The organism is Aeromonas sp. R3-1, assembly GCF_040908345.1.
GTDB classification, from domain to species: Bacteria; Pseudomonadota; Gammaproteobacteria; order Enterobacterales; family Aeromonadaceae; genus Aeromonas; species Aeromonas veronii.
Genome location: NZ_JBFODN010000007.1, coordinates 1 through 19,039, shown reverse-complemented (window position 1 = coordinate 19,039; position 19,039 = coordinate 1). Strand labels below are relative to the sequence as shown.

Genomic DNA, 19,039 nt, shown 5'->3' with positions numbered 1-19,039 from the left:
GCACGCTCAACGCCGTAAATTATCAATATCAAGGTGAGAATCATTGTGAAGCGCCAATTCACGACATATAACTTAGCGAGATATCCCTGTATTTCGTCCGGTAGAGCTGATCATGATGATGCGTTCCCTCCTTCCCCTGTTGCTTGGCGCAGTAATGTTGCCGGCCACTATGGACAGTGCCCATGCCAACCCCTTTTCCGCCAGCAGCAAGAGCAGCAGCGGCTTTCTCGAGCGACGGGATGTGCCCAACCTCAGCTCGGCCGCTTTCGTGGTGGCCAACCACAGAACCGGCGAGGTGATCTCCGAGCGCAACGGCAACCGGGTCATGCCCATCGCCTCACTCACCAAGCTGATGACGGCGCTGGTGGTGCTGGATGCCAACCTGCGCCTCAACGAAATGCTCACCGTGACCAATGCCGACATCGACCGCATCAAGGGAACCGGCTCGCGCCTGGCCATCGGTTCCAGGCTCAGCCGCGCCGAAATGCTCCATATCGCCCTGATGTCCTCTGAAAACCGCGCCGCCTCGGCGCTGGCCCGCCACTATCCCGGCGGCCAGCGTGCCTTCGTCGAGGCGATGAACGCCAAAGCCCGCATGCTGGGGATGTGGAATACCCGCTACGCCGACAGCACAGGGCTCAACCCGCGCAATGTCTCCACCGCGCAGGATCTCGCCAAACTCGCCGCCGCAGCGGCCTCCTATCCGCTGATCCGCCAGTACTCCACCGACGAGCAGAGTTATGTGCGCACCAACAAGCGTCAGCTGCACTACCTCAACTCCAACCGGCTAATCCGCGAAGGGCAATGGGAGTTCACTCTCTCCAAGACCGGCTATATCCGCGAAGCGGGCCGCTGTCTGGTGCTGGGCACCAAGGTCAATCGTGAGCCGGTGATCATGGTGTTGCTCAATGCCGAGACCACCAACGATCGGGTCGCCGACGCCAAGCGGATCAAAACCTGGCTGGAGAGCTCGGGCAGAACCACCCTGGCCGCCAACCAGAGCAGCATGCTAACTCACCAGTAAGCTCGAGATCCCCAACCAAGCGAGGCGCCCGCCTCGCTTTTTTATCTGCATGAGCGCGCCCAAAAAACGGGAGCCCGCTCCCGTTACAGGTAACACCTTCCACCATCCCGTTACAAAATGTAACTACTCAACAGCGTGATTCACACTAATAGAATCAATTGGTTGTAACCTGGCAGCGAGAATTTTAGCGTGCCATCACAACCCCTGTAACGACGAGCCACCATGCGTATTTCCAGTATCGAGTGCGGGCGGGTGCTGGCCATTCTGGCCGTGATGACCATTCACGTCTCCCCCTTCGCCAATCCGTTCAATCCCGCCCTGTGGGAAAGCGGATCCTGGCTCTGGCTGAGCGGCACCATCAACCAGCTATGCCGCTTTGCCGTGCCGCTGTTTTTCCTCTGTGCCGGTTACTTTCTGCAACCGAGACTGAGTCGCGAGGCGCCGCTGACCGTGGCCTGGCGCTACTGCCACCCCTTGCTGATACTCTGGCTGGTGTGGAGTCTGGTCTACCTGCTGGTGCCGTTCAATCCGCTTGATGCCGTGCAGCAAGGCTATCTGGCCTCCCTGCGCGGGCAGTGGCAATTCCAGCTCGGCGACCCCCTCAATGGCTGGCTGGTGGGCGGCATGATCCACCTCTGGTTCCTGCCAGCCCTGATCATGGCGGTGACCCTGCTGGCACTCTGCTACCGGCTTGGCAGACCAGAGCTCGCCCTCTGGCTGGGGCTTGGCCTTTACCTGCTGGCGCTGCTGGGGGGCTCTTATGCCAAGCCGCTGCTGGGCGCAGAGTGGCCACTGCTCACCCGCAACGGCCCCTTCTTCTCCCTGCTGTTTGTGGCGCTCGGGGCCCTGCTGCGCCAGCGTCAGTGGCAGCCCGATGCCCGCACCGGCTGGCAACTGCTGCTGGCGGGCTTGGCGCTCTATGGCTGTGAAGCCTGGGCGCTGCAGCACTTTGCCGCAGTGCCGCTCACCCGCCACGACTTCCTGCTCGGCTCCCTTCCCTGGGCTATCGGCCTGTTTGGCCTGCTGCTGGCCAACCCCGAGTGGGGCAAGGGCAGCTGGCTTGAGCGCCAGGCCCCCAAAGTGCTCGGGATCTACTGCCTGCACATGATGCTGGTGGTCTGGCTCTTCGTGTTCGGCCCGCAGGGCGCATCCATCCTGTGGGAGATTGCCAAGGTGCCGCTGCTGCTGGGAGCATCTCTGCTGGTCTATCGCCTGATGGCGGCCCTGCCCCTCGCCCGCCGACTGCTGCGTACTCGCTGAGTCCGGTATCCGGCCCGTCCTATCGGGCCGGATACCTCTTCACGTTTCGTCTCTTTCTCTTCCGCTACGCCCTTTTTCCCTCGCTTCGTTCTCGCGGTTTGCTGCAATGGCTCTGCTTTTCAGCCGAGCTCCCCCGACCGCACAACCCTCCTCCAATGCCCCTATCCATTTTCACCTTGCCAGGCAAATGAAAATCAATATCATTGGCATCCCGCTTTGGTGGGTCAGGTTAATTATAATTAAATCAATATGTTCGAGCCGTCAGGTCGACATCCAAAGAGTCAATATTGAATATGCAGCACCCTCACTTTCGCAGAACGCTGGTCTCGCTGGCACTGCTGGGCACCGGCTTCACTGCCCAGGCCACCGATGAAACCATGACTGTGGTTGGCAAACGCTCCCAGCATCAGGAAGTTGCCACCGCTACCCGGACCAATACGCCAGCCAAGCTGGTTCCCCAGACCATCGACAGCGTCAAGGTCAGCGATCTGACCGCCTTCGGCCAACCCACATTGAGCGAAGCTCTGGTCGGCATTCCAGGTGTTGATGCAAGCGGTGATACCCGTTTCGACGGCGTCACAATCCGCGGCTTTAGCGCAGGCACGGATTTCTATCTCGACGGATTCCGCGACGACATGCAGTACATCCGGGATCTAGGCAACATCGAGCGGGTGGAAGTGCTCAAGGGCCCGGCTGCAGTACTCTACGGGCGTGGTAGCGGCGGCGGCATCATCAACCGCATCAGCAAAAAACCGCAGAAAGGGCAGGAGTCCAGCGTCACAGTACGCGTGGGAAGTTACGATTACCAACGCATGGCCGCAGACCTGAGCGCCGAGCCGAGCGAGGCGGTGCAACTACGACTCAACGTCGCTCAGGAAGACAACGACAGCTTCCGTAATGGCGTGCACGGCAGACGTACTATGGTGGCACCAGCCATGAACTGGGATATCACTGATCGATTGAGCTGGCTGCTGCAATACGAACGCAATGAATCGCACCGCACGCCGGACCGCGGTATCCCCGGCCTTAACGGTCGTCCAGCAGATGTGCCACGTGACGCCGTCTATAGCGATTTACGGCGCGACTACATCAACGATCTGGCACAGTCGGCACGTTCTCGCTTCACTTGGGATGTAAACGACGACTGGCAGGTGCGCCAGCAACTGAGCCTGATCGATCTCTCGAGCCAGTTCGATAACACATACGTCACTGAAGTAACCAGCAAAGCGACGGTGAAACGTTCCCGTTGGCAACAAGACTTGCAGACCCGCAACCTCGCCTCCAACCTAGAGGCGGAAGGTCAACTGCAAAGCGATCAAATAGCCCACACTCTATTGATAGGCATTGACCAGGGATGGCAAGAGCGCAGCCCGAAACTGTGGAACAGCCCCAAGTCAGCCATGCTTGAGGGTGATATCTACACCCCAGACAGCCTTCCTACCTATGACGGCAAGATGCCTCTCTTCTCTGACAAGCAACATAAAATCCGCAGTATCGGAACTTATGTACAAGATCAGCTCTCAATGGGCGACTGGACACTGCTGCTAGGCCTGCGTTATGACCAATTCGAGGTCAACAGTCGTGACAATAAAAACCCGGCTGAGGAGACAATCTCCAACCACAGCCTGAGCCCGCGCGCAGGATTGGTATGGAATCCGATAGAAGAACACGCTTTCTATCTCTCTTACAGCAAAAGCTTTATGCCCAATGGTGGTGGCGTGACAGGCCTTAACCAGATCGGTGATAAAAACAACACGCTAGACCCAGAACTGACCCGTCAATATGAAACCGGCGTCAAGAGCGACTGGTTAGATGGCAAACTGGCAACCACCCTCTCCATCTACCGGCTGGAGATGTATAACAAACGAACCAAAGATCCACTCGACCCCAGCAAAATACTCCTCACTGGCCTGCAACGTACCGACGGTATCGAACTCAGTACACGAGCTCAGCTGAACGACGAGGTGTATCTCCGTGGCGGCATAGCCCTGCAAGATGCAGAAATGGTGGAAGACTCCATCAATAAGGGCAATCGCCCAAGCAGCGTATCACGCCTAAATGGCGAACTGTTTGCCGGTTATCAGCAAGGAAAGCTCGGCTGGTTCGGCGAGAGCGGTGTTACCGCTGTGGGTGATCGCTTTGCTGACAATGCCAATACCACGGTGCTCCCCGGCTATGCTCGCGTTGATGCCAGAGCAGGTTATCGCTGGCAACATTGGGAAGCGCAGTTCGGTATGGAGAACCTGTTTGACACTCACTATTACGTAAGTGCTACCGGCGCCTCTCAGATCATGCCCGGCTCCCCACGACAGGTTAATTTGACTACGTCCTACCGTTTTTGATCCAGTGACAACCACCCCGACTGGCCAGCCCTTGCTGGCCAGTTTTTTTATGAAGCAACCACGATGAAACGCAGAAGAGTTCCCCTTCACAACAACAAATGGGTACGCCGCCTCCATGCCTGGGCCGGTTTTTTTACCCTCGCCCTGATGCTGATGTACGGCATCACCGGTCTCTGGCTGCAACACCGTGCCGTGTTGCCCATTCCCGGCCCCCACACTGACAAATCGAGTGAAGAGATAGTGCTGGAGGCGCCACTCGCCAGCCCGGAGCAGCTGAAAAACCTGCTGCAACAGCGCTATCCCGATACCTTTGCCGACGGGCGAACCATGATCACCCCGGCCCAGACCCTGCCCACCCCGAACGGCCAGCTCACCCTGCCCGCCAAGTGGGAGATGCGCGGCGTCACCCTCAGCCAGAGCGTGGCCGCCAGCTATGTCGAGGGTACCTTGCTGGTACATACCGACCTGCAGCAAGCCAACGCTGCCGCCAGCCTCAACCGGCTGCACCGCGGCATGGGCACCGGCCTCGGCTGGCAGCTGTTTGGCGATATCGCCGCCCTGGCCCTGCTGCTGCTGGCCCTTACCAGCCTGTTTATGTGGACCAAGCTGCACGGCACACCCAGAGCCATCATCGCGCTGACACTCGCTGGCAGCCTCGGCACCCTGCTGTTTGCCCTGCTGGGGTAACGCAGCAATCATGATCTGATGCAGTAAGGTTTGGAAAGAAAACCGCAATAGAAACAGGCCGCTGGCGGTGATGTCGTCAGCGGCCACATCAAGAAAAGGAAATAACGGAGAGCGGAAAAAGAGAATGGATACCAAGAGGTAACGGGAAGTACTGCCAGCTCAACAGTAACGCTCCAATGTGCAGGAACGCCAAAAAACAAAAGGCCATCATTGCTGATGGCCTTTTGTCATGAATTTGATGGTGCCCGGGGTCGGACTCGAACCGACACGGTTATTCACCGGCGGATTTTGAATCCGCTGCGTCTACCGATTTCGCCACCCGGGCAACTGCGAGGGATTATACGAATGGCGCGATGCCATGCAAGGTGTTTTTCGATTGAACACTCCCGTTTGTTCATTTATTCAACGCCTTGCCGATGCGGGGCCAGTTACATAGAATGCCGCCATCATCTTAATGGAATAAAAACGATGGCCAAGCCTAAAAAAGTCCAACAAAAATCCCCCTCTCCCGCCACTCAGCCATACCCGTCAGCGGGTCTGATGCGTCGCCTCGGCGCCCTGATCTATGATGCGCTGGTGGTGACTTCGCTGCTGATCATCGCCGGCTTTATCGGCATGGGTGTCGCCAAGCTGTTGCTGGTCACCGGCATGGCCAGCGTACCGGCGGGTGAAGATACCGTCTGGTTGCTGACCCGCCACCACCTGAGTCTGATCTACACCCTGTGGCTCGCCTTCGTCATCTGCGGTTTCTACACCTGGTTCTGGACCCGCGCTGGCCAGACCGTCGGCATGCGCGCCTGGCGGCTGCGCATTCAGAACGAGGATGGCAGCCACATCCGCGTTACCCAGGCGTTGATCCGTCTCGCTACCGCCGCCTTTGGCCTGGGCAACCTGATGTGCCTGTTCAACCGCCAACGTCCGCGAGCGTTTCAGGATATCTGGGCCGAGTGCGAAGTGATCGTGCTGAGCAAAGAGGCAAATCTGGAATTGTTGAACAAGTAATACCGGAGCAATGCAGCAACGAAAGAGGGCACCAACAGGCGCCCTCTTTGCATTTCCTCATAACCTCGTGCGGATTACTGCTTGCGGCTGAGGATGTAGAAGGAGATGCCGCCAAACAGCAGGCTGGGCGCGATAGCCGCCAGAATCGGCGGTACCGCATAGACCAGACTGATGGGGCCAAACACCCGATCGCTCACATAGACGGCGAAGCCGGTCATGATCCCCATCAGCATCCGAGCCCCCATGCTCACCGAGCGTAGCGGGCCGAAGATGAAGGAGGAGGCCAGCAGGATCATCGCCACCACCGAGAGCGGTGACAGCAGTTTGCGCCACATCTCCAGCTTGTAGCGACCGGCATCCTGCTTGTTGGCATCGAGATAGCCGATGTAGTCGAGCAGACCGGAGACCGAGAGGTTCTCGGGGTCGATACTCACCACCCCCAGCTGCTTGGGCGTCAACTCTGAGCTCCACTCCATCTTGTCATGCTGCTCGCTGCGGATCTGCGCGGGATCGTCGAAGCGGGTAACCTGGGTCTGCTTGAGCAGCCAGTGGTGGCGCTCGAACACCCCCTCCTGCGCCTGCACCACGTCGATCAGCTTGCGCTCGGGGGTGAAGCGATAGAGGGTGATACCGGTGAGGGCGCCATCATTACGCACCCCGTTGATATTGACGAAGTTGTTGCCATCGCGAGCCCACACCCCGTAGGCGGAAACCGTCAGACGACCTTCGGACAGCGCGCCCGCCTTGATGTCATCGGCCATCCGCTTGGCGATGGGGGCCACATACTCCCCCATCAACCCCACCATGATCATCAGCGGGATCGCCGTCTTGAGCGCCGCCATTACAATACTGATCTTGGAGCGACCCGCCGCCTGCATCACCACCAGCTCGGAGCTGGTCGCCAGCTGACCCAGACCAATCAGGCCACCCAGCAGCGCGGCCAGCGGGAAGAAGAGCACCGCCTCCTTGGGCATGGAGAGCAGCACATAGTAGAGGGCGTTGATCATGTCGTAGTTGCCGTCACCGACCGACTTGAGCTGCTCCACATACTTGATGAGCGCAGCAAGGCCAACGAGCGTGATTTCACACAGCAGGATCGACATGAAAATGACCCTACCGATATATCTATCGAGAATGCCAAACATCAGCAGAAGTTCCTATGTTGCAGCATCATGCTGATTTTCTGTTGAAATAGCGCCCTTTCACTCCGTTCCACCAGCTGGTGCCCTGCAGATTGAGGGGCAGGCCGATAAACAGCAGGTAACCGAGCGGCACCAGGAACATCCCCGGCCAGTAGGGCAGCCGACCGCTGTCGATGGCCGAACGGGCGGCGCTAAGCAGCAGGAAGTAGGAGAGATAGAGCATGATGGCCGGCAACAGCTTGGCGTAGCGCCCCTGACGGGGGTTGACCCGCGCCAGCGGTACCACCAGCAGGGTGAGCACCGGAATGGAGAGGGGCAGCGAGATACGCCACTGCAATTCCGCCATCATGGCGTTGTCCTGAGTACCGAACAGTTCCATGGTCGGCTTGGCCGCCGCCTTGCGGTTGGAACGCTCCATCTCCTGCTGGCGGATCACCAGACCATATTCGCGAAAATCGGAGATCTGGAACTGCTTGCCGGAGAAGTTCCCCTCGTAGCGGGAGCCATCCATCAGGGTCAGCCACTGCAGGCCGTTCTCATCGACCGTCACCACCCCTTCGGTCGCCACCACCACCGAGGGAGGATTGTTCCCCTCCGCCCGCTGCAACACGAAGATCTTTTGCAGTTTTGAGCCGTTGTCGTTCAAATCCTGGATATAGGCAACCAGACGCCCCTTGTCGAGCTCCATAAAGCGGCCCGCCTGCAGGAAGGAGATACCCGGGTCCGCCTTGAACTCGTCGATCACCTGATACTCGCGCTCCTTGGCCTGCGGGGCGATCCAGCCGGTGTTGAACGCCGCGACCACCGCCGTCAGCAAGGCCAGCAACATGGCGCTGCGCATCACGAAACGGTGGCTGAAGCCGACCGCATGCATCACCGTCATCTCGCTTTCGGCGTAGAGGCGACCATGGGCAAACAAAATGGCTAAAAAGAGACTGATAGGCAGCATCAACAACGCCATATTGGGCAAGTTGAGCAGCAGCAGGGTGGAGACCAGACGTGTCGGCACCTCGCCATCGGCGGCGTCACCGATGATCTTGATAAATTGTTGGCTGACAAAGATAAGCAGCAATACGAATAACACTGCCAGCTGGGTTTTCAGGGTTTCCCTGAACAAATATCGGAAAACGATCACAGTCATTCCCAAGTAAACTTGTGTTTTTAGTCGAATGCCTGAAAAATAGGGCCGTATATTGGATTTTTACCAGTTTGAACTGCGGAGCCTGTGGCTGTTCGCTCCGCCTCTGATACCCCAACAAGCACCGCATTATTCAATAAAAGGTGCCTTTTGTCTTTAGGATGTAGGAGATTCCATGGAGTTCAGTGTAAAGAGTGGCAGTCCAGAGAAGCAACGTAGCGCCTGCGTCGTAGTCGGCGTATTTGAGCCTCGTCGCCTCTCTCCGGTTGCCGAACAACTGGACAAGATCAGCGATGGCTATATCAGTTCGCTGCTGCGCCGTGGCGACCTGGAAGGGAAACCAGGCCAGATGCTGCTGCTGCATCAAGTACCGGGCGTGCTCAGCGAGCGCGTACTGCTGGTCGGATGCGGCAAGGAGCGGGAACTCGACGAACGCCAGTACAAGCAGATCATCAACAAGACCATCACCACCCTGAACGAAACCGGCTCCATGGAAGCGGTCTGCTTCCTCACCGAGCTGCACGTCAAGGGTCGGGATACCTATTGGAAGGTGCGCCAGGCGGTAGAAACCACCAAGGCGGGCCTCTACAGCTTTGATCAGTTCAAGACCAACAAGGCCGAGCCACGTCGCCCGCTGCGCAAGCTGGTATTCAACGTGCCGACGCGTCGGGAACTGACCATTGGTGAAAAAGCCATCGCTCACGGTCTGGCCGTGGCCAAGGGTGTGCGGGTCTGCCGCGACGTGGCGAACATGCCGCCCAACGTCTGCAACCCGGCCTATCTGGCCTCCCAGGCCCGTCGTCTGGCCGATGCCTACGACAACATCACCACCAAGGTGGTGGGCGAGCAGGAGATGGCCGAGCTCGGCATGAACTCCTATCTGGCTGTGGCCCGCGGCTCCGACAACGAAGCCATGATGGCCATCATCGAATACAAGGGTCATCCGGATGCCAAGCCCATCGTGCTGGTCGGCAAGGGTCTGACATTTGACTCCGGCGGCATCTCCATCAAACCGGCCGATGGCATGGACGAGATGAAGTACGACATGGGTGGCGCCGCCTCCGTGCTCGGTACCATGCATGCGCTGGCCCAGCTGCAACTGCCGATCAACGTCATCGGCGTGCTGGCAGGCTGCGAGAACATGCCGGGTGGCAACGCCTATCGTCCGGGTGACATTCTCACCTCCATGTCCGGCCAGACCATCGAAGTGCTCAACACCGATGCGGAAGGTCGTCTGGTGCTGTGTGATGCGCTGACCTATGTGGACCGCTTCGATCCGGAAACCGTGATCGACGTGGCGACCCTGACCGGCGCCTGCGTCATCGCGCTGGGTCACCACACCTCGGGTCTGCTGGCCAACCACAACCCGCTGGCCCACGAGCTGCTCAACGCCTCCGAGCAGGCGGGTGATCGCGCCTGGCGTCTGCCGCTGTTTGACGAGTATCAGGAGCAGATCGACAGCCCGTTTGCCGACATGGCCAACATCGGTGGTCGTCCGGCCGGCACCATCACCGCGGCCGCCTTCCTGTCACGCTTCACCAAGAAGTACAACTGGGCCCACCTGGATATCGCCGGGACTGCCTGGAAGAGTGGCAAGGATAAAGGCTCCACCGGTCGTCCGGTGCCCCTGCTGACCCAGTTCCTGCTGAACCGGGCTGGCGTGGATATCGAAGAAAAAGAGTAACTCTCCGGCCCCCGCCGATGGCTGCATCGGAAGGGTTGGCGTTACCCTGAACCACAAGGAAGAGGCCCGCCTCTTCCTTGTTTCATTCTTGAATCAGTGAGCTGCGGACGGGAAACGCCCCGTCAGCCTCATGAGGCGGTCAACAGTCCGTCACCGCAAAACGGGATCAACCTGATGAGCCAAGTGACCTTTTACCTGATGAGCGAACAGGATGACGCGCAGGCCTCTGCGGTCGAGCGACTGGCCTGCACTCTTGCTGCCGAGTCGTGGGGCGCGGGCCATATCTACCTGTTCTGCAACGATGAGGCCCAGGCCCTGCGTCTGGACGAGCTGTTGTGGCAACTGCCGCCGGAGCGCTTCGTGCCGCACCAACTGCAAGGCGAAAGCGGCATGGCCCCGGTGGAGATCGGCTATCAGCCACCGAAACGGCGCTACGCCCGCCTCATCAATCTGGCCACTGCGACACCTTTGTTTGCAGGACACTTCGCTCAAGTGGTAGATTTTGTCCCCACTGACGAAACACAAAAGCAGCAAGCCCGCGAGCGCTACAAGCACTATCGCCAGGCAGGCCATACCCTCGAAATGAGGGATCAGCCCGTCCTTGCCGCACCGGATCCGGCGCAGCCCTGACTGCAACCAATTGATCCATAAAGAATCAACACCAGACTCCATCCATCCAGATTACGGCGAGACCATGGAAAAGACTTTTAATCACAACGCCATCGAACAGGCGCTCTATCAGCACTGGGAAGCCCAGGGTTACTTCAAGCCCCACGGCGACACCAGCAAAGACTCCTTCTGCATCATGATCCCGCCGCCGAACGTCACCGGCAGCCTGCACATGGGTCACGCCTTCCAGCAAACCCTGATGGATACCCTGATCCGCTACAACCGCATGCAGGGCAAGAACACCCTGTGGCAGGCTGGTACCGACCACGCCGGTATCGCCACCCAGATGGTGGTTGAACGCAAGATCGCTGCAGAAGAGGGCAAAACTCGCCACGATTACGGCCGTGATGCCTTCATCGACAAGATTTGGCAGTGGAAGGAAGAGTCCGGTGGCACCATCACCCGCCAGATGCGCCGTCTGGGCGACTCCGTGGATTGGGAGCGCGAGCGCTTTACCATGGATGAGGGTCTCTCCGCCGCCGTGCAGGAAGTATTTGTTCGTCTTTACGAAGATGGCCTGATGTACCGCGGCAAGCGTCTGGTGAACTGGGATCCGAAACTCAACACCGCCATCTCCGATCTGGAAGTGGAGAACCGCGAGATCAAGGGCCACATGTGGCACCTGCGCTACCCGCTGGCCAACGGCGCCAAGACCGCCGAAGGCAAGGATTACCTGATCGTCGCCACCACCCGTCCGGAGACCATGCTGGGCGATACCGCCGTGGCAGTGAACCCGGAAGATCCTCGCTACAAGGCACTGATCGGCCAGCACATTCTGCTGCCGCTGGTGAACCGTCTGATCCCCATCGTTGCCGACGAACACGCCGACATGGAGAAGGGCACCGGTTGCGTGAAGATCACCCCTGCCCACGACTTCAACGATAACGAAGTGGGCAAGCGCCACAGCCTGCCGATGATCAACATCTTCACTCTGGACGCCCACGTGCGTGCCGAGGCCGAAGTGGTCGATACCAACGGCAACCCGAGCACCGCCTATGACGCAACCCTGCCGGCAGAGTTCGCCGGTCTGGAGCGCTTCGCCGCCCGCAAGGCGATTCTGGCCAAGCTCGAAGAGCTGGGTCTGCTGGACGAGATCAAGGATCACATACTGCAACAGCCGTACGGCGATCGCGGTGGCGTGCCCATCGAGCCGATGCTGACCGACCAGTGGTACGTTCGCGTGGCTCCGATGGCCAAGACCGCCATCGAGGCGGTGGAAGATGGCCGTATCCAGTTCGTGCCGAAACAGTACGAAAACATGTACTTCTCCTGGATGCGCGACATTCAGGACTGGTGCGTCTCCCGTCAGCTGTGGTGGGGTCACCGCATCCCGGCATGGTATGACGACGCCGGCAATGTCTACGTGGGCCGTGACGAGGCGGAAGTGCGTGCCAAGCACAGCATCCCGTCCGTGACCACCCTGCGTCAGGACGAAGACGTGCTCGACACCTGGTTCAGCTCCGCCCTGTGGACCTTCTCCACCCTGGGCTGGCCGAACAACACCGAAGCACTCAAGACCTTCCACCCGACCGACGTGCTGATGAGCGGCTTCGACATCATCTTCTTCTGGATTGCCCGGATGATCATGATGACCATGCACTTCATCAAGGACGAAAACGGCCAGCCGCAAGTCCCGTTCAAGACCGTCTACATCACCGGTCTGATCCGTGACGAAGAGGGCCAGAAGATGTCCAAGTCCAAGGGCAACGTGCTGGATCCGCTCGATATGATCGACGGCATCTCGCTGGAAGATCTGCTGGAGAAGCGCACCGGCAACATGATGCAGCCGCAGATGGCCGAGAAGATCGGCAAGCGTACCGCCAAGCAGTTCCCGGAAGGGATCGAGGCCCACGGTACCGACGCCCTGCGCTTCACGCTGGCGGCGCTGGCCTCTACCGGTCGTGACATCAACTGGGACATGAAGCGCCTGGACGGCTACAACAACTTCTGCAACAAGCTGTGGAACGCTTCCCGCTATGTGCTGATGAACACCGAAGATCAGGATTGTGGCTTTAATGGCGGCGAGATGCAGTTCAGTCTGGCGGATCGCTGGATCCAGTCCCAGCTGCAAGTGGCTATCCGTGACTTCCGCACCGCCCTCGATACCTATCGCTTCGATATCGCGGCTGGCGTGCTGTACGAGTTTATCTGGAACCAGTTCTGTGACTGGTATCTGGAGCTGACCAAGCCGGTACTGGGCAAGGGTTCCGAGGCCGAGCAGCGCGCTGCCCGCCACACGCTCGTCAGCGTGCTGGAAACCCTGCTGCGTCTGGCGCACCCGATCATCCCGTTCATCACCGAGACCATCTGGAAATCGGTCGCTCCGCTGGCTGGCGTACACGCCGACACCATCATGATTCAGGCCTTCCCGGAGTTCGACGCCGCCAAGGTGGACGAAGCCGCGATGGCGGATCAGGAGTGGGTGAAGGAGTTTATCGTCGGCATCCGCAACATCCGCGCCGAGATGAACGTGGCCCCTAGCGTGGCCCTGAACGTGCTGCTCAAGTGCGACGCCAAGGATAGCCAGCGCGCCGGTGACAACGAGGCCTTCCTCAAGTCCCTGGCCCGTCTGGAATCTATCCGCGTACTTAGCGAAGGTGAAGTGGCCCCGCTGTCAGTGAAGAAGCTGATCGGTGCCACCGAGCTGATGATCCCGATGGCCGGTCTCATCGACAAGGATGCCGAACTGGCCCGTCTGGCCAAAGAGGTTGCCCGTCTGGTGGGTGAGTGCGGTCGTATCGAAGGCAAACTCGGCAACGAAGCCTTCGTTGCCAAGGCGCCGGAAGCGGTCATCGCCAAAGAGCGCGAGAAGCTGGAAGATTACCGTCTCCAGCTGACCAAGCTGGAAGCCCAGCAGGCCGAGATCGCCGCGCTGTAAGCGCCGCGACCAACCGCGACAGCAAAGCCCCCTGACCCAAGGGGGCTTTTTCATATCCGCGATTCCCATTTCAGCTCACCAACAGCCAACCGCAGAAACCGAGATAGAGCAGGCCGACCAGCGCCAACCACCCGGCGGTCATCACTCCCTTTCGGAACCCCCACCAGAGCAAGCCCACTGCCAGCAGTGTCACCAGCGAGGAGGCCATCATGGCGCCATCCAGCAGCCATGGGGTAAACAGCAGACAGAACGCCTTGGGGATAGTGCCCTGGATCATCATGGCCCCGGATATATTGGCCAGCGCCAGCCGGTTCTTACCCTGTCGCACCCAGATCAGCACGTTCATCAGCTCCGGCATCTCGGTCGCGACCGGGCTCAGCAGCAGGGCTGCCAGCACCGGCGAGAGGCCGAACAGCTCGCCCATGCTCTCCAGCTGATGGACGAACAGCTGAGCCGCCAGTGCGACTATCACCAGCGCAGCCAACGTCTGCAGCAGCACCTTGCCAAGGGGCGGGATCCCCGCGTCGGGAGCCAGTTTGAGGGGCTCCGGCAGCTCGACCTCGTGGCAGTCAGTCTGTTTCAGCTCGCGCCTTACATAGACGAGGTAGACCAGCACAAACAGCGGGGCCAGCCAGCTCTTGCCGGTAAAGGCCACCAGCCCCAGCGCGGTCGCCATCAGAAAGATGCCGATAAACCAGCACTGATCCCGGCTGATTTCCCGCTGTACCTCGCCATCGATGGCCCGTTCGGTACGCCCCATGCAAAGCAGCAGGGTGAGGCCGACCGCCGCATAGCCGATGGTCGCCAGCACCAGCGGCCCGCCAAGGGCGGCGCCGATGCCGATCTCCTGCTGGGCGGTTGTGTTGCCCATCAGCAGGGCGGTCAGGGTCACAATGCACTCGGGCAGCGCCGTACCCAGTGCCGCCAGCAGCGAACCGGTGGCGCTTTGGGAGAGTTTGAAGTGATGGCCGGTCCACTCGATGCCGTTGACGAAGTATTCGCAGGCAAGGTAGATGGTGACCGCAGAGACGAGAAATAACAGCAGGGTAATCAACATAATAGATACCGCCAGGCGAGCAGAATAACCGATGGACCCGACATGGCTCGCCCGGCTGGCGTGCATATCGAGGCCAAAGGTCTTGCAGAGCGATAGTGCCTATCGCCGCCCATGCCATGGATGCGAGGATCCAAGAGTGTTGACATGGGCCCGGCCCGGAATGCGGGCGGGTTGCTACTCCCCAATGACTGAGGGGACGTTTTACCAACTCGACCGCCGCCTCACAAGGCAAATTAATGACAACTCATTCAATAAGTTGTAAGGGAATGTAACCTCACCAGCGCCCCTCCCCGCCGCAATTGCGCTGTTGGCACACCGATTGCTGTAGGTAGTTCACTATCCACAACAGTTTGGGAAGGATGAACAATGAAACGGTGGATCCAACATTTCTATCAACTGAACCGCCTCAATTGGCTGATGGTCTGGTTGTTACTCTGCTGCAGCATCATTCTGCTGTTTCCGGCCGGGCTGATGAAAGGGGCCGTCAGCCAGTGGGCTGCGGATCATGCGGCCTGGCTGGGGGTCGGCATGCTGATCGCCATCTCCTACTTCTGCAGTCAGGGCTTCCTGATCGCTTGGGAGTGGGCGTGCGAAGAGTGGCAGGCGCGCCGTCAGCAGGACCAGCTGGCCCAGATGATCGGCTTCCTCGACTTCAACGAGAAAGCGGTGCTGCGCGAGTTCGTGCTGCAGCGTAAAAGCGTCATAAACTTGCCGATCACCGAACCCGCCGTCAAAAACCTGATGGATGCCGGCGTCCTCACCTATGCCTACGGCAAGCCGACCCGGGAGAAGGATGACGAGAACCAGATCCGCGCCCTGATGATCGCCCTGCCCGCCCGACCGCTGCTCACCTACAAGGTGCTGGGACTGTCGCGTGGCAAGATGAGCGACGAGCAGGTGGAGCAGATCATGAATGCCCGTCCCAAGTTCGCCCAGAAGGGGTTCCAGCGCTAAACGCCCCCAACCGCCAGATGCAAAAGAGCCGGACACTGTCCGGCTCTCTAATTTCTGCGCGACATGATGTATCGCTCAGCTTTCCCTTATGCACCCTACCCCTTGAGGCTGGAGCAAAAGCTCACATCCGCAACCTTGGTCACCGGATCGAAGCTGTGATACAGCTCGAAGCAGGGTCGATCATCAAATTCGAAACCGGCCGCCACTACCTCACCGATATGCTGTTGCCAGAGCGCGGGATATTGGGCCGGGTCGGTCACGGTGAAACGTGACTGGCCATAACGGCCGCCCGCCAATGGCTGGATCTCCACATTTCCGCTGCCCTTGGTGCCAGCCGGAACGGTGACGCAGATGTCGGTGCGGCACTGCTGGGGGGCGGTGATTTCGGGGTTGTCGTGGTAGATAAAGATCCACTCCCCTTCAGCCAGCCCCTGAGCGGCCGACCACTGGTAGAGCTGGTCACACACCGGCTCGTAGCCAGTGCCGTAAGGGCCGGTTACCCGGATATAGGCCAGGGTACGCGGCGCCATCTGTTCGGTTTTCATCGGTTGCCTCCTGTCATGGGAACGGCTTTCAGCATAACCAGCCTCACGGGCAACGGCGTGTCCATTCTTGCTCAATTGCAGCAGTGAGGGTTGCTGGCGCAGCGTCCCCGGCGTCATGGCAAACTGCTTGCGAAACGCCTTGGCAAAGGCTTGCGAGCTGGCAAAACCGGCCGAAAAAGCGATCTCGGTGACCGGGTCGCGACTGTAGCAGAGGGAGCGGGCCGCCCGTTCCAGCCGCAGGCGACGCTGCATCTCGGCCGGGGTTTCGCCAGTGACGGCGGTAAAGACCCGATGAAAGTGATAACTGGAGAGCGCGGCGAGACTGGCCGCCTCACTGAGGCAGAGCTCGGGATTCTGCTCCAGCGCCCGGATCACCGGGCGCAATCTGGCCTGATAATCGACCATGCCGTTAGCGACTGGCGCCCCCCGCAACTCTGGCCATATGGAACACATCCACATAGCGTCCCTGGCGGAAGGCATAGTCGCGGGCCAGCCCCTCCTGAGTGAAACCGAACTTGCGATAGAGCGCCTGTGCGGCTTCATTGTCGGTATAGACGGTCAGTTCAATCCGGTGCAGGTTGAGCCAGTTATCGGCCAGATCCAGCGCCGCTGCCATCAGGGCAGAGCCCACCCCCTTGCCAGCCCAGTCATCCCGTACCCCCATGCCGATACCGGCCACATGCTTGCGTCTCGGATTGGGCTCAACCAGCAGCGAGAGCTGGCCTACCAGCAGCCCCTCTACCTCGGCGACCAGTGCCACCACACCGCTCTGTTCCAGCCGCTGTTGCCACAGCCCCAAGGTCGGAAAAGGCAGTTGCAAGGTGCCCGCCTGGGCATTGGGCATGGCGTAGAGATCCTGCAAGGCGGCGGCATCGGCGGGTTCGGCATGACGGATAGTAATCTGCATATGAGGCTCCTTCTCGAAGCCTCCATCATGCAATATCCGGCGCAGTGAAACATCCCCTATCCGCACCCATTTGTCTTGCCTATCAAAGGGCGAGGAAAGGCCCATTGGCCGAGCACGGCGCAGATCCGTAGGCTGGCCCCATATCAACAAGGAGAGAAGCCATGACTGACAAGACCCTGCACAGCGCCAACGGTGCCCCCGTCGTCGACAACAACAACAGCCTCACCGCTGGCCCGCGCGGCCCCATCCTGATGCAAGATATCTGGTTGATGGAGAAACTCGCCCACTTCGACCGTGAGCGCATTCCCGAGCGGGTGGTTCACGCTAAGGGCTCGGGCGCCTACGGCACCTTTACCGTGACCCACGACATCAGCCAGTTCAGCAAAGCCGATCTGTTCAACGCCATCGGCAAGCAGACCCCGGTGTTCCTGCGTTTCTCCACCGTGGCAGGCGAGAAGGGCGCCGCCGATGCCGAGCGCGACGTGCGCGGCTTCGCCCTCAAGTTCTATACCGAACAGGGCAACTGGGATCTGGTGGGCAACAACACCCCGGTCTTTTTCATCCGCGATCCGCTGAAATTCCCCGACTTCATCCACACCCAGAAGCGGGATCCGCGTACCAACCTGCGCAGCGCCACCGCCGCCTGGGACTTCTGGTCACGCCATCCGGAATCCCTGCATCAGGTCACCATACTGTTCAGCGATCGTGGCATTCCCAAGAGCCTGAGGGAGATGAACGGCTACGGCAGCCACACCTTCAGCTTTATCAACGACGCGAACGAGCGCTTCTGGGTCAAGTTCCACTTCAAGACCGAGCAGGGCCACAGCTTCTACACCGATGAAGAGGCCGCCACCGCCGTCGGGCAGGATCGGGAGACCAGTCAGGCGGATCTCTACAACGCCATCGAACGAGGCGACTTCCCGCGCTGGAAGGTCTATGTGCAGGTGATGCCGGAGGCCAACGCCCAAACTTACAACATCCACCCGTTCGACCTCACCAAGGTGTGGCCGCACAGCGACTACCCGCTGATCCCGGTGGGTGTGCTTGAGCTTAACCAGAACCCGGACAACTACTTCGCCCATGTGGAACAGGCCGCGTTTACCCCGGCCAACGTGGTGCCCGGTATCGGCTTCTCGCCGGATCGCATGTTGCAAGGGCGGCTCTTCTCCTACGGAGACACCCAGCGCTATCGCCTCGGCGTCAACCACGGTCTGCTGCCGGTCAACGCCCCGCGCTGCCCGTTCCATCACGGCGCCCATCGTGACGGTGCCATGCGAGCGGACAGCAATGGCGGCGCCAGCCCCAACTATCAGCCGAACCGTTTCGGTACCCAACAGCCGAGCGAGCAGCACGAACCGGCGCTGAGCCTGGAGGGGGCCGCCCTGCACTACGACTTCCGTGACTACGACAGCGACTACTACAGCCAGCCGGGCAACCTGTTCCGCATCATGGACGAGGGGCAGCGTTCACGGCTCGCCGCCAACCTGGCCCGCTCCCTCATCAATGTGGAAGATGACGCCATCGTCGCGGCCCAGCTCAAACACTTCGAGCAGGCCGACCCCGAGTACGCCAAACGAGTCGAACTGGCACTGGCCGCCTTGCAGCGCTAAGCCGCAAGCAGGAAAACTCTACAAAAACAAAACAGGGGGTCATATAACGGTGCCCGCGCCGAAGCGATGGCCGAACTCGGTCTGCTAATCCACCAGAAGCGCACCGCTCCCGAGCTGGGCGACTGGATTGCCAAGGCCGA

Annotated in this window: 15 protein-coding genes, 1 tRNA gene and 1 riboswitch; of the genes, 10 read left to right on the top strand and 6 right to left on the bottom strand. The window is 59.8% G+C overall.

Annotated features, from left to right (window positions below; all coding sequences use genetic code 11):
- Positions 1-112: 112 nt before the first annotated feature.
- The 4 genes from pbpG (at position 113) to AB5Y85_RS00355 (ending at position 5,313) form a co-directional block, all read left to right on the top strand.
- Positions 113-1,024 (top strand): D-alanyl-D-alanine endopeptidase, encoded by a 912-nt coding sequence (gene pbpG, locus AB5Y85_RS00370; protein ID WP_005336410.1) that lies wholly within the window; start codon positions 113-115, stop codon positions 1,022-1,024.
- A gap of 222 nt (positions 1,025-1,246) precedes the next feature.
- The gene (locus tag AB5Y85_RS00365) at positions 1,247-2,284 is read left to right on the top strand and encodes an acyltransferase (RefSeq protein ID WP_257686510.1); all 1,038 of its coding nucleotides are present in this window, start codon (positions 1,247-1,249) and stop codon (positions 2,282-2,284) included.
- 293 nt (positions 2,285-2,577) lie between these two features.
- Positions 2,578-4,626, top strand: a complete 2,049-nt coding sequence (locus AB5Y85_RS00360) for a TonB-dependent siderophore receptor (RefSeq protein ID WP_257686575.1) — start codon at positions 2,578-2,580, stop codon at positions 4,624-4,626.
- Between the two features lie 63 nt (positions 4,627-4,689).
- A complete protein-coding gene (locus tag AB5Y85_RS00355; RefSeq protein WP_257686509.1) occupies positions 4,690-5,313 on the top strand; it encodes a PepSY-associated TM helix domain-containing protein in 624 nt (207 codons plus the stop codon).
- Positions 5,314-5,552: 239 nt separating this feature from the next.
- Here AB5Y85_RS00355 and AB5Y85_RS00350 read toward each other — a convergent pair.
- Positions 5,553-5,638 (bottom strand) — tRNA-Leu (locus tag AB5Y85_RS00350).
- Between the two features lie 143 nt (positions 5,639-5,781).
- On the opposite strand from AB5Y85_RS00350, the gene AB5Y85_RS00345 reads away from it, so the two are divergent.
- Positions 5,782-6,315, top strand: coding sequence for an RDD family protein (locus AB5Y85_RS00345; protein WP_005356740.1), 534 nt, complete (start codon positions 5,782-5,784; stop codon positions 6,313-6,315).
- 74 nt (positions 6,316-6,389) lie between these two features.
- On the opposite strand, the gene lptG is transcribed toward AB5Y85_RS00345, so the two are convergent.
- Positions 6,390-7,460 (bottom strand): LPS export ABC transporter permease LptG, encoded by a 1,071-nt coding sequence (lptG, locus tag AB5Y85_RS00340; RefSeq protein ID WP_021231808.1) that lies wholly within the window; start codon positions 7,458-7,460, stop codon positions 6,390-6,392.
- 25 nt (positions 7,461-7,485) lie between these two features.
- Positions 7,486-8,598, bottom strand: a complete 1,113-nt coding sequence (gene lptF, locus AB5Y85_RS00335; RefSeq protein WP_043821844.1) for an LPS export ABC transporter permease LptF — start codon at positions 8,596-8,598, stop codon at positions 7,486-7,488.
- 172 nt (positions 8,599-8,770) lie between these two features.
- Between lptF and pepA the strand changes: the two genes are divergently transcribed.
- The 3 genes from pepA (at position 8,771) to AB5Y85_RS00320 (ending at position 13,826) form a co-directional block, all read left to right on the top strand.
- On the top strand, positions 8,771-10,279 hold the full coding sequence (gene pepA, locus AB5Y85_RS00330; protein ID WP_005336423.1) for a leucyl aminopeptidase: 1,509 nt from the start codon (positions 8,771-8,773) through the stop codon (positions 10,277-10,279).
- A gap of 174 nt (positions 10,280-10,453) precedes the next feature.
- Entirely contained in the window at positions 10,454-10,909 is a 456-nt protein-coding gene (locus AB5Y85_RS00325) for a DNA polymerase III subunit chi (RefSeq protein ID WP_040068777.1), read from the top strand.
- A gap of 64 nt (positions 10,910-10,973) precedes the next feature.
- Positions 10,974-13,826, top strand: a complete 2,853-nt coding sequence (locus AB5Y85_RS00320; protein ID WP_368221043.1) for a valine--tRNA ligase — start codon at positions 10,974-10,976, stop codon at positions 13,824-13,826.
- Between the two features lie 70 nt (positions 13,827-13,896).
- Here AB5Y85_RS00320 and AB5Y85_RS00315 read toward each other — a convergent pair whose 3' ends face one another.
- Complete coding sequence (locus tag AB5Y85_RS00315) at positions 13,897-14,883, bottom strand: sodium:calcium antiporter (protein ID WP_368221042.1); 987 nt, start codon at positions 14,881-14,883, stop codon at positions 13,897-13,899.
- Positions 14,884-14,971: 88 nt separating this feature from the next.
- Positions 14,972-15,078: riboswitch (yybP-ykoY riboswitch) on the bottom strand.
- A gap of 171 nt (positions 15,079-15,249) precedes the next feature.
- Between AB5Y85_RS00315 and AB5Y85_RS00310 the strand changes: the two genes are divergently transcribed.
- Entirely contained in the window at positions 15,250-15,837 is a 588-nt protein-coding gene (locus AB5Y85_RS00310; protein ID WP_005336432.1) for a superinfection exclusion B family protein, read from the top strand.
- Positions 15,838-15,932: 95 nt separating this feature from the next.
- Here AB5Y85_RS00310 and AB5Y85_RS00305 read toward each other — a convergent pair whose 3' ends face one another.
- Both AB5Y85_RS00305 and AB5Y85_RS00300 read right to left on the bottom strand, forming a co-directional pair.
- Entirely contained in the window at positions 15,933-16,787 is an 855-nt protein-coding gene (locus AB5Y85_RS00305) for a GyrI-like domain-containing protein (protein WP_368221049.1), read from the bottom strand.
- A gap of 4 nt (positions 16,788-16,791) precedes the next feature.
- Positions 16,792-17,289, bottom strand: coding sequence for a GNAT family N-acetyltransferase (locus tag AB5Y85_RS00300; RefSeq protein ID WP_139709545.1), 498 nt, complete (start codon positions 17,287-17,289; stop codon positions 16,792-16,794).
- 161 nt (positions 17,290-17,450) lie between these two features.
- Here AB5Y85_RS00300 and AB5Y85_RS00295 point away from each other — a divergent pair, with 161 nt between their 5' ends.
- Positions 17,451-18,899: a catalase gene (locus tag AB5Y85_RS00295; protein WP_368221040.1), complete on the top strand. Its 1,449-nt coding sequence runs from the start codon at positions 17,451-17,453 to the stop codon at positions 18,897-18,899.
- The last annotated feature ends 140 nt before the right edge of the window (positions 18,900-19,039 follow it).

Bases quoted from the DNA above. Each gene is read 5' to 3' on its own strand.
- AB5Y85_RS00315 (WP_368221042.1), bottom strand. From the start codon at position 14,883: ATGTTGATTACCCTGCTGTTATTTCTCGTCTCTGCGGTCACCATCTAC.
- AB5Y85_RS00365 (WP_257686510.1), top strand. From the start codon at position 1,247: ATGCGTATTTCCAGTATCGAGTGCGGGCGGGTGCTGGCCATTCTGGCC.
- AB5Y85_RS00310 (WP_005336432.1), top strand. From the start codon at position 15,250: ATGAAACGGTGGATCCAACATTTCTATCAACTGAACCGCCTCAATTGG.
- pepA (WP_005336423.1), top strand. From the start codon at position 8,771: ATGGAGTTCAGTGTAAAGAGTGGCAGTCCAGAGAAGCAACGTAGCGCC.
- AB5Y85_RS00305 (WP_368221049.1), bottom strand. From the start codon at position 16,787: ATGGTCGATTATCAGGCCAGATTGCGCCCGGTGATCCGGGCGCTGGAG.
- pbpG (WP_005336410.1), top strand. From the start codon at position 113: ATGATGATGCGTTCCCTCCTTCCCCTGTTGCTTGGCGCAGTAATGTTG.
- lptF (WP_043821844.1), bottom strand. From the start codon at position 8,598: ATGACTGTGATCGTTTTCCGATATTTGTTCAGGGAAACCCTGAAAACC.
- AB5Y85_RS00325 (WP_040068777.1), top strand. From the start codon at position 10,454: ATGAGCCAAGTGACCTTTTACCTGATGAGCGAACAGGATGACGCGCAG.
- lptG (WP_021231808.1), bottom strand. From the start codon at position 7,460: ATGTTTGGCATTCTCGATAGATATATCGGTAGGGTCATTTTCATGTCG.
- AB5Y85_RS00300 (WP_139709545.1), bottom strand. From the start codon at position 17,289: ATGCAGATTACTATCCGTCATGCCGAACCCGCCGATGCCGCCGCCTTG.
- AB5Y85_RS00360 (WP_257686575.1), top strand. From the start codon at position 2,578: ATGCAGCACCCTCACTTTCGCAGAACGCTGGTCTCGCTGGCACTGCTG.
- AB5Y85_RS00295 (WP_368221040.1), top strand. From the start codon at position 17,451: ATGACTGACAAGACCCTGCACAGCGCCAACGGTGCCCCCGTCGTCGAC.
- AB5Y85_RS00320 (WP_368221043.1), top strand. From the start codon at position 10,974: ATGGAAAAGACTTTTAATCACAACGCCATCGAACAGGCGCTCTATCAG.
- AB5Y85_RS00345 (WP_005356740.1), top strand. From the start codon at position 5,782: ATGGCCAAGCCTAAAAAAGTCCAACAAAAATCCCCCTCTCCCGCCACT.
- AB5Y85_RS00355 (WP_257686509.1), top strand. From the start codon at position 4,690: ATGAAACGCAGAAGAGTTCCCCTTCACAACAACAAATGGGTACGCCGC.